Below are 17,389 nucleotides of genomic sequence, written 5' to 3'. Positions count from 1 at the left end.
TTATATTAAACGCTTGTTCTCTTCTTTTTGAATGCCAAATAATTCGCCGCTTTGAATATATTCATACTCTGATTCCAATGCCTGAAGTACAATTAAGTGTGAAATCCAATAGGCCAATGTACTTTCTGCACCTTGATTTCTATTGACACCATGCGGCTGTAAACCATCGCCGCAACCTTTAGTCTCATGGTCATACAATGGAAGTTTTAAGCTGTTTTCGCCTAAAAACCATTGGTAACACAAGTACATTTGCTTGATATACCCAAGGTCTAAGGTGATTTCATAAGCTTTGAAATACATCAATACCATAGCCATAGTTTCAATGGCTTGCTGATCGTAAAGTGCCATTTGACCGCCTTCTTTAAATAGCCAGCCATCATTGCCTACTGGATTCAAATAACCATCAGAAATGGTGTGTTTAGATAGGAATGCCATGCTTTCCAATGCCATGCTTAAAGATTCTTCGTCTTTGGTCACCTGATAATGGCAAAGTAAAGCGAGTGGAAGAATGCCATTGTCGTACGTCATTTTTTCTTCAAACCAATGCCATTTATCATTGCGATGGGTCTGGTAAGCTGCTTTTAAAGGCACAATCAGCATGTTCATCTGCTCTTTGATATGGCCGTCATAAGGATGCGCTTCCAGGTATTTTTCTAGGCCAATTATTGTGTTGGCGATTCCTCTTAAATGGGTCAGCTTGCTGAAATGAGGGGCAGATTTTAAGAATAAATCTTTACCAAATTCCCGGTATGAATTGTTGGGTGCATTACTGATCAGGTAGCCTAATGCCCATACCGTACGTCCAAAAGAGTCTTCAGAGCCCACTTCATCCAGGTATTCGCGCTTAAAGCTGAGGAAGTTTCTGAAATTCCCGTCGTCGCATTGCATGTATTGGATGAAGCTCAAATAGATGGGCAGCAATTCCAATGCAGCTTTACTTTTATTTTGCTGATAAGCCAGGATGGCCAGAATCAATGCTCTGGAATTGTCGTCCAAACAATAACCTTCTTTAAGATTTGGGATGCCATATTTTGCATGCTGCACAATTCCGGTGTCATCTGTTAAGCGCTGCACATGCGCCAGACTAAATGCAGGCATCATGTCAGGATCTATAATTTGTTTACCACCTTTTTCTTTTTCGGAAAGATATTTAGAAACGGCTTCGTCTAATACATCAATAAATACTTGTCCGGTACTTGGCCAGCGTAAATGCAAACCATATTCATAAGCATTAGAACGTAATTGTTCTAGTTTATCTTTCTCTTTAAACAATTCATTTACGATGTTAGCCAGTCCGTCGCTATCTCTGAAATCGAATAATCGACCTCTATTGTCAGCAAGTAATTCTTGCGCATGCCAATAGGGGGTAGAAATTACTGCTGCACCGGCGCCAACTGCATAAGATAAAGTACCGCTGGTAATTTGCGCCTCATTTAAATAAGGTGTGATGTACATATCTGCTGCAGTCAGGTAATCAAACAACTCTTCCTCCGAAACAAATTTGTTGATAAAAGTCAGGTTGTCTGATACATTCAATTTTTTTGCCAGCTTTTTTAAGCTGTCGCGATATTCTTCCCCGGAGTTCTTAATGACTCCTGGGTGGGTAGTCCCGAGGATCACATACATCACATCTGGATTTTGTGCTACGATTTTAGGCAAAGCCTCAATCACTGTTTCCAATCCTTTATTTCTACTGATCAGCCCGAAGGTAAACAGTACTTTGTTATTTTTAAAAGCCAGGGATTGTTTTACTGGATTTTCAATTTTTGCTTCCAGATCTGGAACACCATGCTCAATAAGCTGTATTTTTGAAAAAGGAATCCCATAAATTCCGGTCAGGAAGCCTACTGCACGATGGCTCATCACGACTACTCTGGAAGAGTGTTTTGCAATCTCTCTGATGATCGTTAGCTGCAGGTAATTCGGATCCTTTAAAATAGTATGGAAAATCGTGATTAGTGGTTTTTGTAACCTGGCAATTAAAGGAAGGATATAAATCCCACTTTCTCCACCATAAATTCCAAACTCATGTTCCAGAATACAGGCGTCAGCCAGACTCGTATTGATATAATCTGCTGCCCTGATATAATCTTTTTGATTTTCCTGGCGGATGACATATTTCACTTCTTTAGGGTACTCATACTCGTCTAAGTGCTCTGAATCATTCATGGCCACTACGAAACTGTCGTCTGATACAGCAACCTTATCAGATCCAATTGCCCGAAGTAAATTATGGTTAAACGTAGCGATGCCACATTCTCGTGGTGGATAAGAAGAAATATAAGCGATTTTCATAATAATATGCGTTTTTTAGCTTCAATAATAGGGGTTCATGCAGATGCGGAGATCTCATTGCTAACAACATATATGAAAGGGGATTGTTTTTTATACCTTTGGGCTTAATTATAGTTTTATTATGAATTCTGCTCCTTCTACGGGGAAAATGGTAGAAAATACCGTATTTCCTATTCTTTTCGCCATCAGTTTCTCCCATTTGCTGAATGACACCATCCAATCTTTGATTCCTGCCATTTATCCGGTAATTAAAGAGAGTTATAAGCTTAGTTTTTCGCAGATTGGTCTGATTACCTTAATGTTTCAAATGGCGGCCTCTATATTTCAGCCTTTTGTTGGAATGTATACCGATAAAAAGCCGCAGCCTTATTCTTTAGCCATAGGAATGGGCTTTACATTGATTGGTTTGGTCACATTATCCCTTTCCAATGGTTTTTATATGATGTTAATATCTGTGGCATTAATTGGTACAGGTTCCTCTATCTTTCATCCAGAGGCATCTAGGATGGCACATGCAGCTTCTGGTGGCAGAAGAGGCCTGGCGCAATCCATCTTTCAATTGGGTGGAAACGCAGGAAGTTCTTTGGGACCATTACTGGCGGCCTGGATCATTGTACCGCAAGGACAATTTAGCGTGATCTGGTTTTCGTTGATTGCATTACTGGCGATTCTGATTTTAAGTAGGGTAGGGAAGTGGTATAAAGGACATGTAATCAAGAAAGCCAAACAAGGTACTCCTGTAGTGACCGTAGCCAGTCAATTCTCTAAAAGAAAAGTGATTTTTGCAGTCTCAATTTTATTGATCCTTATTTTCTCTAAATATTTTTACATGGCTAGTCTGACGAGTTATTTCACGTTTTATGTAATTGAAAAGTTCCATGTTTCTGTGCAGACTTCCCAGTTATACCTGTTTGTGTTCTTATTCTCTGTAGCGGCAGGAACATTGATCGGTGGACCTATTGGTGATCGTTTCGGTCGTAAATATGTGATCTGGTTTTCAATTCTTGGTACCGCCCCATTTGCTTTGATGCTGCCTTATGCCAATTTGTTTTGGACGGGAGTATTGATTGTACCGATTGGAGTGATCCTGGCTTCAGCTTTTTCTGCAATTCTTGTGTATGCGCAAGAGCTGATTCCTGGTAAAGTAGGCCTGGTGTCCGGATTATTCTTCGGTTTCGCTTTTGGAATGGGCGGGATAGGATCTGCATTGTTAGGTAATCTGGCCGACAGTACCAGTATTGCTTATGTGTTCCACATCTGTTCTTTCTTGCCGCTAATCGGTCTATTGACGGGGTTCCTGCCAAATATTGAAGGCAGTAAAAAGAAGGCCTAGAAATTATGTTAAAAAAAATCCCGGTTAAGTCAGAGTTTAACCGGGATTTTTTTTTTAATACAAGGACAATTCTTTAAAAATGGTAGTTTACGCCGATTAAGGGACTCAGTGTACTTAGTCCGAAATTAAAGTTGTCACTAATTATAGTGTAATCAGACGACCTGTCAACTTCTTTAAAAATATTTTTTTGAGTCTGTCTTGTGTAACCGAATAAAGGGAATGACATCTCTATTGCCCAATTTTTTGTAGGGAAAAAAGCCAGGCCTGGTCTTAGATTTGCGCTGTACACGTTATATCTAGCGTACTGTTTAATCACATTTTCATTATTTTTAGTAGGTTCATTTTTTGAGGTTATCCAGGAAAGCTCAATTTCAGAAAAGAATCTGAAGCGCTCGGTGATGGTTAGGTAATGACGTAAAAAGGAGCCAGCTCCAAAAGAAATAATGTTGTTCTCTGTTTGCGAAGGCGAATATCTGGTTTTTGTGTAGACAATTCCCAGGTTGGCCCCTAGTACAAAATTATTACTGATGAAATAGCCTGCCTTTGGGTTAAATGAATAGGACGAGTTTTTGGATACATTTTCTGAATTTCTACTATTGTTATTGCTATTGAAACCAAAATTACCTCCAATGAATTTGGTTCCTTTTTCTGTTTGAGCTTGAAGGGTAAGTGTGCTTATGGATAATGCTGCGATTGTTACTATGATTTTTTTCATTTTGTTGATATAGATGGGGATAAGAAAAACTGGATTATAGGTGGTACTGGACTCCGATTGATGGATTTAAAGTGTTTAATCCAAAATTAAAATTATCGGATCCAACATACTTTGTATTTTCAGCATTTGGGCTGTTGTTCTTTACACGTACGTTCGTGTAATCTAAAAGGCTAAAACGTAAGTCTATTGACCATCTTTTTGCAGGTAGAAAAGTAAGCCCTGGGGAGATGCCTGCTCCGAATTCCTGAGTTTTCTTTTTAAAACGCTGGTTGTCGTAATTACTCAATCCTTTTGACCTACCCATTCCAGCAATAGCCACGAATTCCGTGAAGAATTTGAAATCAGTAGTAATGTTTAAATAATAACGGACAAAAGGGATGAGAGCGAAATTTGATTGTCTTTCAAAGTTACCTAAATCTCCAGAGTAACTGTGACCGTAGCGTACGGAAGTCCCAATAGCAAGATTGTTCTTTAGGAATAAACCTGCTGTTGGAGAGATGCTGTTATAAGTCGTCTCAGATTCTGGACCATTCCTGTAAACGTTTTTATAATAGCTGACATTGCCTCCAACCATTACTTTCCCTTTTTCAAGCTGTGCGGTTGCAGCTGTCCCGACGGCGCATAGTACCGCCATCATGATTATTTTCTTCTTCATGCGTTGATTTCATTTGTGTGTAGTAATGTTAATGAAAACAACTGGTTATTTTATTTTTTATTAATTATAAATTTTTTTAATATAAAAAAAGCCTTCAGATTATATCTGAAGGCTTTTTATTTAACAACTTTCGCAATTAAATAAGCGATGACGCTTAGTTGTTGTTTAAGAATACGAATTTGTTGTCGAATGTATCTAATTTTATCTTACTGTCTTTATCTATTTTTCCAGCAAGAATCTCTTTAGATAATTCATTTAAAATTCTCTTCTGGATGACGCGTTTTAACGGTCTCGCTCCAAATTGAGGATCATAACCTAATTCTGCTAACCAGTCTAAAGCTTCTGTAGTCGCTTCAATCTGGATGCCCATCTCAGCAAGCGTCTCTTTCACATGGTTGAACTGTAGGTTCACAATGTTTCTGATCTCGCTGCGGTTCAATGGTGTAAACATGATCAGCTCATCAATCCTGTTTAAGAACTCCGGTCTGATGGTTTGTTTCAAGATTTCGAACAGTTCGTTCTTCGTCTTTGCAATCACCTCTTCTCGGTTTCCTTCGTTCAGGTCTTTGAAATTATCCTGAATCATGTGTGCACCAATATTGGAGGTCATGATGATGATGGTGTTTTTAAAGTTCACCATGCGGCCTTTATTGTCTGTTAGACGACCATCATCCAATACCTGCAATAAGATGTTGAACACATCCGGATGCGCTTTTTCAATCTCATCCAGCAGTACCACTGAATATGGTTTCCTACGAACGGCTTCCGTTAATTGTCCGCCTTCATCGTAACCTACATATCCTGGAGGCGCTCCGATCAGTCTGGATACCGCATGACGCTCCTGATACTCACTCATGTCAATCCTGGTCATGGCATTCTCATCGTTAAATAAGAACTCTGCCAATGCTTTGGCCAGCTCGGTTTTACCCACACCGGTAGTACCCAGGAAGATGAACGAGCCAATTGGCTTGCGTTTGTCCTGTAATCCAGCTCTTGACCTGCGAATCGCATCAGAAATGGCTTCGATTGCTTCATCCTGTCCGGCCACACGTTTGTGCAATTCATCTTCTAGGTGCAGCAATTTCTCCCTTTCACTGGAGATCAGTTTTGTCACCGGAATACCGGTCCATCTACCTACAACTCCAGCGATATCATCAGCGGTCACTTCTTCTTTCAGCATTCTGCTTTCAGACTGCTGACCTTCCAGTTTCGCTTTCAGTTGTTCAACTTTGTCCTGCGACTCTTTAATTTTTCCATAACGGATTTCCGCTACTTTACCATAATCTCCGGCACGTTCCGCTTGGTCTGCTTCCAGTTTATAATGCTCAATTTGTTCGCTTTCTGCGTTAATCGCATCTACAAGGTCTTTTTCACCTTGCCATTTAGCTTTCAGCTGATCTCGTTCCGCAGATAAATTGGCGATTTCCTCGCCGAGAGACTGTACTTTCTTGTCGTCATTCTCTCTTTTGATGGCCTCACGCTCAATTTCCAACTGCATGATCTTGCGGTTCAGTTCATCTACTTCTTCCGGAACACTGTCCATTTCCAAACGTAGTTTAGAAGCGGCCTCGTCCATTAAGTCGATGGCTTTATCCGGCAAGAAACGGTCAGCAATATAGCGCTGCGACATCTCTACTGCGGCAATAATCGCCTCATCCATTATCCTCACCTTGTGGTGAGTTTCATATTTTTCTTTCAGTCCACGCAGAATAGAAATCGCATCCTGAGTATCCGGCTCATTCACCATGACCTTTTGGAAACGGCGTTCCAGGGCCTTATCTTTTTCCAGATATTTTTGATACTCATCGAGGGTAGTGGCTCCGATTGCGCGAAGTTCACCTCTGGCCAATGCAGGTTTTAGGATATTGGCCGCATCCATTGCGCCTTCTCCACCGCCGGCACCCACCAAAGTGTGGATCTCATCAATGAAAAGGATGATGTCTCCATCGCTTTGAGTCACCTCCTTAACCACTGCTTTAAGCCGTTCCTCAAACTCTCCTTTGTACTTTGCACCTGCAATCAGGGAGCCCATATCTAAAGAGAATACTGTTTTTGTCTTTAGATTGGTAGGAACATCTCCTTGAATAATCCTGTGGGCAATCCCTTCGGCGATGGCAGTTTTACCAACACCAGGTTCACCGATCAGAATCGGATTGTTCTTGGTACGTCTGGAAAGAATCTGGATCACTCTTCGGATCTCTTCATCACGACCAATTACAGGGTCAAGCTTTCCTGATTCTGCATATTCATTCAGGTTTCTTGCATATTTATTTAAAGCATTAAATGTTGCTTCAGCATTTTGATCAGTGACATGATTGTCCCCTCTCAAAGCCACAATGGCTTTTTTAAGGTCTTTCTCAGTCACCCCTTGATCCTTTAGTAGCTTAGAAGTGTTGTCGTTTACAGACAGCAAACCCAGTAAAAGGTGCTCTACTGAAACGAATTCATCTTTGAACTCTTTCAAATAAGATTGCGCCTTTTGAATTGCGGAGTTACTGCCTGAAGTTAAATACGGACTACTTCCGCTCACTTTAGGGAACTTTGCAATCTGGCTATCTAAATGTTGATTCACCACATTTAGATTTACATTTAATTTCTTTAAAATATAAGAAACCACATTTTCATCAACAGTGAGCAGCCCTTTAAGTATATGCGCTGTCTCAATAGCTTGTTGCTGGTTGCCTTGAGCTATTTCAGAAGCCTGTTGAATCGCTTCCTGTGCTTTTATAGTGAAATTATTGAAGTTCATATCATCTGTTAAACAAAGTAGATGCCATATTGTTCTTAAAAGAAATTCCGGAAATATTGTCTGTTTTAATGAGATTGATATGACATAATGGCTGCTTAATCTGTGGCCACCTGAAGTTTTGTCCGGCAACCCTGGAATAGTCTATCGGAGCTGCTAAAGGATAATTCGAATCTGCAACATCATTTTAGAAATTGAATGCCCAAATATTGGTCTTAAAGGCAATATTCTTCTTAAATTCGCAAGCCTGGCATATTGATGAATTTTATAGTAAGGAGAGAGATGAAGGAGTTTTTACGGTTATATTTAGATGCCTATCGTGGGCTATCCACACCAGCCTGGATGCTGGCGCTGGTGATGCTGATCAATAGGAGTGGTGCCATGGTGATCCCTTTTCTGGGGATATACATGATCAATCATTTGAGTTTCTCTTTGGAGGATACCGGAACGGTATTGAGCTGTTTTGGGGTTGGAGCGGTAGCGGGCTCTTTTGCCGGCGGCTGGCTAACCGATAAGGTGGGACACTTTAAAGTGCAGCTATTTAGTTTGATTTTTACAGTGCCTATGTTTTTTCTGCTTCCTGAGCTGAATACTGTTTTAAAATTAGCGGTAGGCGTATTTATATTGAGTGTAATTTCCGAGACTTTCAGACCCGCAAACTCTGTATCGATTGCCTACTATTCAAAACCGGATAACATCATTCGTTCCTTTTCTTTAAACCGGATGGCGATGAACCTCGGTTTCTCTATAGGCCCAGCACTCGGTGGTTTCCTGGCGGCAATCTCCTATACCTTTTTGTTTTATGGCAATGCCATAGCTGCGTTTTGCTCTGCCATCTTGTTTTTCATCTATTTTAGAAATAGAAAAGGGAATGAGAAATCTGAACAAGCGAAAGCAGCATTACATGAAGATCCAGTGTCCACAGTCCCGGCGAAATCTCCTTATAAAGATTTGCTATTTATGCTGTTCAGTCTGCTTTGCAGTATCTTCACGATCTGCTTCCTTCAATTGTTAAGCACACTGCCTCTATATTACAGAGAAGTATATCAGATGACGGAAGGAAATATTGGGATCATACTCGCCTTTAGTGGGATTGTTGTTTTTCTTTTGGAAATGCTGCTGGTACATATTGCTGAGAAGCGCTTTACCCCTAGAGACATCATGGTAATGGGGACGCTACTTTGCGGCTTTTCTTTCCTGATCTTAAACCTTGCCCATGGAATATGGGTACTCTATATGGCAATGTTCGTACTTTGTCTGGCGGAAATTCTGGCCATGCCTTTTATGGCAACTGTCACCTTGCAGCGTTCTACAATTCAAACTCGGGGGGCGTATATGGGGGTTAATGCACTTTGTACTTCTGCCGCGCATGTGTTTTCCCCTTTTCTGGGAACCCGTATTGCGGCAATTTATGGTTTCAATACCTTGTGGTGGGGAACAGCAGCAGTATTATTGCTAACCGCCATCGGCTTCTTTTTCGTGATGAAAAGAATGAAATTAAATACCATTAAATAAATATCTTTTGAGAAATTCCCTTTTGTGGCTGCGTAGGAATACGCTCCTGGTGCTGTTTGCGTTTTGTTTTTTTAGTGCCTCCGGGCAAAGTGTTCGTGTAGGTTCCTGGAACCTTAAAGATTTTGGCCAGTCCAAAACAGATGAAAATATCCTTTTCATTGCCAATGTGGTCAAGCGTTTTGATGTCATTGCGATTCAGGAAGTAGTGGCTGGTTATGGCGGACCAAAAGCGGTCATCAGGCTTGCGGAAGCATTAAATAGGAGCGGAGAGCAATGGGAGTATGTTTTTAGCCATGGTACTTCGAGCGATAGATACAGCAAAGAACGTTATGCTTTTATGTGGAAGAGCAAAAAGTTGAAAAAAGTTGGGGAGCCCTGGCTGGAGACAAAATATCATTTGGAAGTAGAGCGAGAGCCATATTTCGGGAGGTTTCAAGTCGGAAAGAAAACATTTACGCTGGTTTCTTTTCATGCGAAGCCAAAGGCGAAACAGCCGGAAACAGAAATTAAATACCTGAAATTCATGCCGGATCTATACCCGAAAGAAACACTCATCTTTTGCGGGGACTTCAATCTGCCGCAATCTCATTCTGTGTTTAATCCGTTAAGGAATATGGGCTATGTATCGGCAATGGTAAATCAGAAGACCTCTTTGAAGCAAAAGGTGGTCAAAGGTGAGTCTCTGGCTTCAGAATATGACAACTTCTTCTATCATGGAGACAAGCTAAAGGTGATCAGCACCGGAATTGTTCCTTTTTACACCGAATTTGGGGACTTAAAAGAAGCGAGGAGCATTTCTGATCATGTGCCTGTTTACCTGGAATTCTCTCTTAATTAAATGTGGCATCTCTGAAAATTGAACATAAAAAAATAGCCGGTCCTTGAGGGATCGGCTATTTTTTTATGTGTTTAAACTAATTCAATATTTCTGATAGTTTTTGAGTCTGATGGTCAGCCAATTTTTTTAATGGGCCAGCAGCAAGCATTTTCATCATCATGTTCAAGTCTGCAGAAATGATCAATGTTGCGGTAGTTCCACCATTTCCATTGTCTGCAACTGTCCATTTTAACTCTAAATCAAACGGAGGTTTCTCTGTTGGGATAGCGGTTAATTCCTGGTTTTCTACACGATTAGAAATCTTGATCGCTAATTTAGCCATGTTCTGGATGGTAAAGCTAGCTTCATCAGTAGTGGACGACCAGTTGTAGATGTTTTCCGGCATCAATTGCTGATGATTGTTCATATCAGCTAAAAATGTATAGACTTTTGCTACAGGTTGGTTGATGTCAGTAGTACTCTCAATAACTGTCATTATGATTTTAGGTTAGTTGTTCTAATTCTTTTCCCCACTCTGAAGGGTTTCTGCGCCATTTAGTCAATAGATCAACATCATTTTGAGCGATGAAGCTATGCTCAGCAGCATATTCAATTAATGTATTGTAATTAGATAGGGTGGCGAAACGACATTTTGCCGCTTTAAAGTTTTCTTCAGCCTGGTCAAAACCATAGGTAAAGATAGAAACCAAACCTGCTACTGATAGTCCAGCATTTCTCAATGCTTCCACTGCCTGTAAACTGCTTTTGCCAGTAGAAATTAAATCTTCTACCACAACTACACGTTGACCTTCTACGATTTCTCCTTCAATCAGACTTCCTGTGCCATGTTCTTTTGCTTTCGCTCTCACATAAGCAAAAGGTAATCCCAATTCTTGTGCAACAAGTACGCCTTGAGGGATACCAGCCGTTGCTACTCCTGCAATGATGTCCACAGAACCGAATTCTTCCTGGATCAATTGCGTCAGTTTTTGTCTGATGTATGTTCTTACTGAGGGATGGGAAAGTGTAACTCTATTATCGCAATAAATTGGAGATTTCCAGCCTGATGCCCATGTAAACGGGTTATTCGGTTGTAACTTTATTGCTTTTATTTGTAATAAAAATTCAGCTACCTTTAATTCAATATCACTTTTATTATACATACTACAAAATTACAGATTTTCATACGTTTGTCCTAACACTAATTGCTAATGTGAAGGGCAAAATAAATAAATCCTGGTTTAATTAATTATTTGTGTCCCATAAAGGTCGGTAATTATTGTTAGCAAGAAAAGGAGTTTTTTCTGAGTCGTTGAACATCAGGGAAATAAATAGAAATTTGTTGGGAAACCTGGAAAAACATAAATTTTCCTGGTTAATATAAGAAGGGTCTCCTGCTTAAATTCCTTAATGAGGTTTGATTAAAGGGAAGATAATTAGCATAGCCCTTTATCGTGCTGCTTGTTTTCCATAGTGCTACACTAAACGTAGAAAAATAATCTGCTAAAAATCTCTGATCCATATTTTTTTAGTCATCCTCCATTCTTTTGATGGGGATTATTAGATAAATATTTATAATTTTAAAAACTCAAACATCCAGGCGATTTTGTAAGAAATTTGATTGAAACCCCCTTTAGAATGCAATTCAAAGGGGTCTGTTTTTTCTAAGGAAATTTTACAGCCTGTCATAAAAAGCATTTTAAGCGTTAAGCATGAAAAAATACAGCATTTATATCAACGACAATACCTTGTTTATTGCAGATTCTAAGCCTACACAGGAAAAAGAAATTCAGCAATTGGAGCTGGAAGGTTTTGATTTCAGATTGTTCTACAAAAATCTGCCTTTAAATGCTGCTACAGATTATCTACTGTTGGTAGCTGACCCTAAAGCGGTTTTTAAGCAGATTAAAAACAACCTTACTTTGATCAAAGCTGCCGGCGGACTCGTTAAAAGTGCAAAAGGCAATTACCTGTTTATCTTCAGGAATAAAAAGTGGGACCTGCCAAAAGGAAAAGTAGAGAAAGGCGAGAAGATGAGAGAAGCCGGATTGAGAGAAGTGGAAGAGGAATGCGGCGTAACGATTTATACCAACGATGAGAAGCTTTGTAAAACCTACCATGTTTACCCAATGGGGAATAAACTGGTTTTAAAGAAAACCAAATGGTACAGCATGACCGTTAAAGGAGAACCAAAATTGATTCCCCAAAAAGAAGAAGGAATTACGAAAGCCAAATGGCTAAGTAAAGCTGATTTGGCTCCTGTACTCGTAAACACTTACCCTTCTATCATCCAGGTGTTGGAAGTAGGTTCTTTGTTAGAGGAACGGGATAGCATCTTGAGGTAAAAACTGACTCACATCTCCGTGATTTCTTAGGATGTCACGGACGATGGTGGAGCTGATTGCCGAATATTCCGGCTTACTCAGGATAAAAATCGTTTCCATTTCTGGCATCATCGTCTGGTTGATCTGGGCAATGGCACGTTCGTATTCAAAATCACCTACAGAACGGATTCCGCGAACCATATATTGCGCATTAATCTTCCTGCAGAAATCTACAGTTAGCCCTTCATAAAGCTGTACTTCCACTTTAACTTCTGCTTCAAACACCGTTTTAACAATTTCTTCCCGTTTTTCTGCAGATAGATAACTCTGTTTAGAGCTGTTCAATCCGATACCCACTACCACTTTGTCAAATAGCGGCAAAGCACGTTTCAGGATATCCACATGGGCGATAGTAATCGGATCAAATGATCCTGGGAACAGGGCGATTTTCATTAGTATCAGTATATGTAGGTTATAAAATCGCCACCCTTAAAAAGGTGGCGAAGTGATTATTTTACTTTTTCAAAGAAGCTAAAGGACGAATTCCCATATCTTCTGGTCTCTTTAAACCCGGGTTGATTGTTCATTTTTAACAATGAAGGGTGCTCCACGATCAATAAACCATTATCAGTCAGCAAATCATTTTTGATCACCAATTCAGGAATCTTTGGAATCGTAGGTAAATCATAAGGAGGATCGGCAAAAATGATCTGGTAAGATTTTTTATGCGTATCTAAAAACTTGAACACGTCGGCCTTCTGCACCTCAATCACGTCTAGTTTATGTTTGGCAATCACCGACTGTACCCAAAAGATACATCCCGAATGTTTATCCACTGCTGTCACGCTTTTTGCTCCTCTGGAAGCAAATTCAAAGCTGATATTTCCTGTACCACAGAAAAGATCCAGCACATCGCAGCTATCAAAATCGTAAGTATTGTAAAGAATGTTAAAAAGAGCTTCTTTGGCCATATCTGTAGTGGGCCTTACCGGTAAGCTTTCCGGGGCATTGAAACGAATGCCTTTTAATGTACCGCCAATTATTCGCATATATCCAGTGCTAGCAAGCTGCTGTAATAATGAGCAGGCATGTCTTCTAAAATTTTGTGATCTACCTGATCACTTAAGGGAGTGTTAAATTTTATCTTCTGGAAGTATTTCTCCAGACATTGATGGTAAGCATCATCTTCGTGAACAATGCCACTCAATAATACCTCCGTCTCTTTAGTATCGATTTGAACCTGGTTCATCATCAGCAGCAGATAATAGTTAAACTCTTCCGCATTTTCAATCTCATAGGAATTGCGGAAAATCAGCTTTTCTCCTGCTGTCAGCACTGCTGTAAAAGAGGCTGCGGTAAAATCAAGTACCAAAGTCTTGCTGGTTTTATCCGGAACCATGGCTAGTATTGGCGCCATCTGGTCGAATAATTTACAGCTCAGCAGCGCATCCGCTAAGGTCTCATCCATAAAACGCTGCAGCGTGAAAATAGAAGTGAATCCATAATTAGCAAATGGCCTGACATAAAGGTTATCCGATTGTTCATCTGTGAAGAACTTTGCATATTGATCCAAATTCTTGGCATCAAATAACTCGGTTGGGATAGAAATTGAGTTTTGACTGTATACTGCTACTTTGATGTCTTTAAAAACCAAATTCAAGTAACTGTCGTTCTTTAATTTTACAGCAAGATCATGAGGAATATTTTTAGATTCCTGTTGATCATAAACAGCTTTCAGCTGATTGCTGGTTTTGTCAATAATGGCGTAAGAGAAGCTATCTGCGGTAATTTTTAACAGTAAATTGCAGTCTGGCGCAGTACTAGGATCAAATTCCGGATCAACTAATAAAATGCTGTTTTTATGGCTCATCTGTATCTAATTATTTAAGATCAAAATTAATCCTTTTTTCTATAACATCACCATTGCATCTTTGTTAAATGGATAAAGCATCAATTATAGCCCAGTCTTATGCCTTTACACCGACTGCCGAACAGCTGGTTTTCTGCCAGGAAATGGCTGCTTTTTTAAGTCAAGACTTAGACGATCAGTGTTTTATATTGAGGGGATATGCGGGTACCGGAAAGACTACTTCTGTTGGGGCACTGGTTAAAGCTTTACCAAAGTTTGGTTTTAAAGCAGTGCTGATGGCGCCTACAGGGCGTGCTGCAAAGGTGATGAGCAACTATACCGGGCGTAAAGCACTTACTATTCATAAGAGAATTTACAGGAAAAAATCTGCAGTATCCACGGATATGTCTTTTCAGATTACGCCAAATATATCAGAACATACGGTATTTATTATCGATGAGGCCTCCATGATTGCCGATGAATGGAATACACAAACCAGTTCTTCATTTTTGAAGGATCTGATGCAATATGTATACAACCAGAAAAATTGTGCAGCAATTTTTGTTGGGGATACGGCACAGCTGCCACCGGTTGGCAGTATTGACAGTCCGGCACTAAACAAAGAATATATAGCGGCTAATTTTGGGATGTCAGTGCGGGCGGTAGAACTTCAGGAGGTGGTGCGACAAGAAAAGGAATCCGGAATTCTTGCCAATGCCACCATGCTGCGGAAACTGATCAATGAAGGATCATCTGAAGAGGCTGATGAAATTGAACTGCCTAAATTTATCACCACTGGATATAAAGACATTTTCAGGATGACCGGCCTTAAGCTAGTTGAAGGGCTGGAATATGCCTATAGTAAATTTGGTATGGAAAATACACTGGTGGTTTGCCGGTCTAATAAATCAGCCAATGTGTACAACCAGCAAATTCGCGCAAGGATACTTTACCGAGAAGAAGAACTAACCGGCGGCGACCAGATTATGGTAGTTAAGAATAATTATTACTGGCTCCCGGATAATGAATCTGCTGCTTTTATTGCCAATGGCGACATGGCTAAGATCGTACGTGTGAGGGGTACAGAAGAGCGTTTTGGCTTCCGTTTCGCCGAAGTAGCACTGGAATTTCTCGATTTCCCGGATGCCGGACAAATTTCCTGTAAAGTGATGCTCGATACGTTAACCGCCGAAACACCAAACCTTTCTTATGAATTGGGAAATAAACTGTTTGAAGCACTAAATGTTGAATATGAACACCTGACCAATAAAAGAGCACGTTTTGCAGCCATCAAGGAAGATCCTTACTATAATGCGCTGCAAATCAAATTCGCCTATGCGGTTACTTGTCACAAAGCACAAGGTGGCCAATGGGAGGCTGTTTTCGTAGACCAAGGCTATTTAACAGAAGAAATGATCGACCTGGATTTCCTGAGATGGTTATATACTGGGGTCACCAGGGCAAAAAGAGAATTATTTTTAGTAAATTTTGCAGCTAACCTTTTCATTACCCCTTTGGAAGACTAATTCTAAAGCCCATTAAACCTGAATGCTATGAAAGTTGCTTATTCTTTAAAACAGAAAATGAAAATCGCTACGTTCCTTTTTGCGATTATGGCCTGTATGATTCTCATTAGAATCCTCGAGGATAAGAGTGTGAAAAGTATGAATGAATCTTTCGTTTCCATGTATAACGACCGTCTGGTTCCTGCAACAGACCTTTTCTACATCGCAGAAAACATCTTTGCGAAAAAATATACCCTCGATAGTTTTCTGTACTCTGGAAATCCCGATAATAAGGATGTCAATTTACTGAAAACCCAATTTGGAAAGTTCAACACTACGATTGACTCACTGATGAAAAAATATGAAAAGACTTTTTTGGTGAAACAGGAAAAGGAACAGCTGAAAGAATTGAAAATTCGGTTGATCGGCTCTATCGCAGCAGAACAGCACGTGATTGCTTTAAGTGATAGCCATAGTATTGAGGATGGAAGAAAACTTTATGAGACGGTGGGAAGAGCAACTTCGAGAAGAACCTTGCAGCAATTAACAGAGCTGATGACCATCCAAACGCAGGTAGGGCAGGAATTGATTCAAAGTTCTGCATCTATGGTGTCCAGAAGCAAACTCTACTCCACGCTGCAAATCGCATTGGCCATATTGATCGGGATTCTGGTAGTCGGTATTATCTCTGCTTCTAATGTGGTACAAGTGAAAAGTGATAAGTTCAACCTCAATTAGATGAGCTTTATTAAATAAAAGAACGAGTACCCGAAAAACTGTCTCTAAACTCTTTTGGTGTGCAGTTTTTTTTCTTTTTAAAAATTCGGTTGAAGTTAGAAATGTTGTTAAACCCACATTTATAAGCGATTTCTGAAATCGTCTGTGTACTTGAAATCAACATTTTTGTGGCATGACCTAAGCGGATCTCATTTAAGCTGTCGATAAAAGTGCTCCCTGTCCTTTTCTTGATGAACCTGCTGAAAGATACTTCCGGCATACTTGCCGCCTTCGCTACTTCTTCCAGTGAAACGCCGCGATTGTAATTCATGTTCATGTAATCAAACGCTTTTTCTATCCTTCGGCTGTTGTAATTGAACTGCTCATTATTGAAACTGGAATTTGATAACGTGCGCATGTTTCTGGAAATTGACAAGTCGTGAAGAATAGAAAAAAGCTCCAGCACCGAGTCGAAACCCTTTTTCTGACTTAAAGAAAGGATGCGTGGAGTCAATCTTTCAATCGTATCCGCAGCAAACAATATCCCTTTTTGTGCCCGTTCAAACATATTAGAAATGAAACTCAATTGATTTCTTTTGAGCAGGCGATCGTCAAACAGGTCTTTGTGAAACTGAATGGTGATTTCCAGAATCTCCTCGCCTTTACATTGATGAGTAAACCAGGCATGGTATAGATTGGGGCCAATAAATACCAGTTCTGCATTTGTGATCACCTCAATATGATCTCCAACAATTCTTTTTGCCCCTTCCGCATGGAGAATCAAGTTCAATTCGTACTCCTCGTGGTAGTGTAAGGGGAAATCGAACTCCTTTTTAGTTCTGGAAAAGATAGTAAAGCAATCGCTTTGTGTTAAAGGGGTAATTTCCCTGACTATATTATTGGCCATCATATAAATAT

General features: G+C 40.1%; 16 protein-coding genes. 6 read left to right on the top strand and 10 right to left on the bottom strand.

Annotation, left to right across the window (positions count from 1 at the left end; translation table 11 throughout):
• Window positions 1–2,295, bottom strand: a complete 2,295-nt coding sequence (locus tag AQ505_RS20660; protein WP_062549926.1) for a glycosyltransferase family 4 protein — start codon at window positions 2,293–2,295, stop codon at window positions 1–3.
• Window positions 2,296–2,416: 121 nt separating this feature from the next.
• Between AQ505_RS20660 and AQ505_RS20655 the strand changes: the two genes are divergently transcribed.
• Complete coding sequence (locus AQ505_RS20655; RefSeq protein WP_062549925.1) at window positions 2,417–3,628, top strand: MFS transporter; 1,212 nt, start codon at window positions 2,417–2,419, stop codon at window positions 3,626–3,628.
• Window positions 3,629–3,701: 73 nt separating this feature from the next.
• Here AQ505_RS20655 and AQ505_RS20650 read toward each other — a convergent pair whose 3' ends face one another.
• The 3 genes from AQ505_RS20650 to clpB form a co-directional block, all read right to left on the bottom strand.
• The gene (locus AQ505_RS20650) at window positions 3,702–4,343 is read right to left on the bottom strand and encodes an outer membrane beta-barrel protein (protein ID WP_062549924.1); all 642 of its coding nucleotides are present in this window, start codon (window positions 4,341–4,343) and stop codon (window positions 3,702–3,704) included.
• 34 nt (window positions 4,344–4,377) lie between these two features.
• Window positions 4,378–4,998 (bottom strand): outer membrane beta-barrel protein, encoded by a 621-nt coding sequence (locus AQ505_RS20645; protein ID WP_062549923.1) that lies wholly within the window; start codon window positions 4,996–4,998, stop codon window positions 4,378–4,380.
• Window positions 4,999–5,152: 154 nt separating this feature from the next.
• Window positions 5,153–7,747: an ATP-dependent chaperone ClpB gene (gene clpB / locus AQ505_RS20640; RefSeq protein ID WP_062549922.1), complete on the bottom strand. Its 2,595-nt coding sequence runs from the start codon at window positions 7,745–7,747 to the stop codon at window positions 5,153–5,155.
• A gap of 255 nt (window positions 7,748–8,002) precedes the next feature.
• Between clpB and AQ505_RS20635 the strand changes: the two genes are divergently transcribed.
• A complete protein-coding gene (locus tag AQ505_RS20635) occupies window positions 8,003–9,259 on the top strand; it encodes an MFS transporter (RefSeq protein ID WP_231634949.1) in 1,257 nt (418 codons plus the stop codon).
• Between the two features lie 7 nt (window positions 9,260–9,266).
• Window positions 9,267–10,097 (top strand): endonuclease/exonuclease/phosphatase family protein, encoded by an 831-nt coding sequence (locus AQ505_RS20630; protein ID WP_231634948.1) that lies wholly within the window; start codon window positions 9,267–9,269, stop codon window positions 10,095–10,097.
• Between the two features lie 76 nt (window positions 10,098–10,173).
• Here the strand turns inward: AQ505_RS20630 and AQ505_RS20625 are convergent, their stop codons facing one another.
• Together AQ505_RS20625 and pyrE are read right to left on the bottom strand one after the other, a co-directional pair.
• Window positions 10,174–10,572 (bottom strand): SRPBCC family protein, encoded by a 399-nt coding sequence (locus AQ505_RS20625; RefSeq protein ID WP_062549920.1) that lies wholly within the window; start codon window positions 10,570–10,572, stop codon window positions 10,174–10,176.
• Window positions 10,573–10,579: 7 nt separating this feature from the next.
• A complete protein-coding gene (gene pyrE / locus AQ505_RS20620) occupies window positions 10,580–11,239 on the bottom strand; it encodes an orotate phosphoribosyltransferase (RefSeq protein WP_062549919.1) in 660 nt (219 codons plus the stop codon).
• Window positions 11,240–11,788: 549 nt separating this feature from the next.
• Here pyrE and AQ505_RS20615 point away from each other — a divergent pair.
• Complete coding sequence (locus AQ505_RS20615) at window positions 11,789–12,421, top strand: NUDIX hydrolase (RefSeq protein WP_062549918.1); 633 nt, start codon at window positions 11,789–11,791, stop codon at window positions 12,419–12,421.
• On the opposite strand, the gene coaD is transcribed toward AQ505_RS20615, so the two are convergent.
• From coaD to AQ505_RS20600, 3 genes are read right to left on the bottom strand one after another with little or no spacing between them, the layout of a single operon-like run.
• Entirely contained in the window at window positions 12,392–12,853 is a 462-nt protein-coding gene (coaD, locus tag AQ505_RS20610; RefSeq protein WP_062549917.1) for a pantetheine-phosphate adenylyltransferase, read from the bottom strand. The genes AQ505_RS20615 and coaD overlap by 30 nt on opposite strands.
• A 56-nt stretch (window positions 12,854–12,909) precedes the next feature.
• Window positions 12,910–13,449, bottom strand: a complete 540-nt coding sequence (locus AQ505_RS20605) for an RsmD family RNA methyltransferase (protein ID WP_062549916.1) — start codon at window positions 13,447–13,449, stop codon at window positions 12,910–12,912.
• Window positions 13,440–14,270 carry a DUF3822 family protein gene (locus AQ505_RS20600; protein ID WP_062549915.1) on the bottom strand — a complete coding sequence of 277 codons (831 nt, stop codon included), beginning with the start codon at window positions 14,268–14,270 and terminating at the stop codon, window positions 13,440–13,442. Before AQ505_RS20600 ends, AQ505_RS20605 begins: the two co-directional genes overlap by 10 nt.
• A gap of 68 nt (window positions 14,271–14,338) precedes the next feature.
• On the opposite strand from AQ505_RS20600, the gene AQ505_RS20595 reads away from it, so the two are divergent.
• Together AQ505_RS20595 and AQ505_RS20590 are read left to right on the top strand one after the other, a co-directional pair.
• The gene (locus tag AQ505_RS20595) at window positions 14,339–15,775 is read left to right on the top strand and encodes an ATP-dependent DNA helicase (protein WP_062549914.1); all 1,437 of its coding nucleotides are present in this window, start codon (window positions 14,339–14,341) and stop codon (window positions 15,773–15,775) included.
• A gap of 27 nt (window positions 15,776–15,802) precedes the next feature.
• Window positions 15,803–16,492, top strand: a complete 690-nt coding sequence (locus AQ505_RS20590) for an MCP four helix bundle domain-containing protein (protein ID WP_062549913.1) — start codon at window positions 15,803–15,805, stop codon at window positions 16,490–16,492.
• A 10-nt stretch (window positions 16,493–16,502) separates the two neighbouring features.
• Here the strand turns inward: AQ505_RS20590 and AQ505_RS20585 are convergent, their stop codons facing one another.
• On the bottom strand, window positions 16,503–17,381 hold the full coding sequence (locus AQ505_RS20585) for an AraC family transcriptional regulator (protein WP_231634947.1): 879 nt from the start codon (window positions 17,379–17,381) through the stop codon (window positions 16,503–16,505).
• Window positions 17,382–17,389: the final 8 nt, after the last annotated feature.

The sequence above is a fragment of the Pedobacter sp. PACM 27299 genome (assembly GCF_001412655.1).
Lineage (GTDB): Bacteria > Bacteroidota > Bacteroidia > Sphingobacteriales > Sphingobacteriaceae > Pedobacter.
Note: the sequence above shows the minus strand (reverse complement) of the source record. Positions and strands in the feature narration are given on the sequence as shown.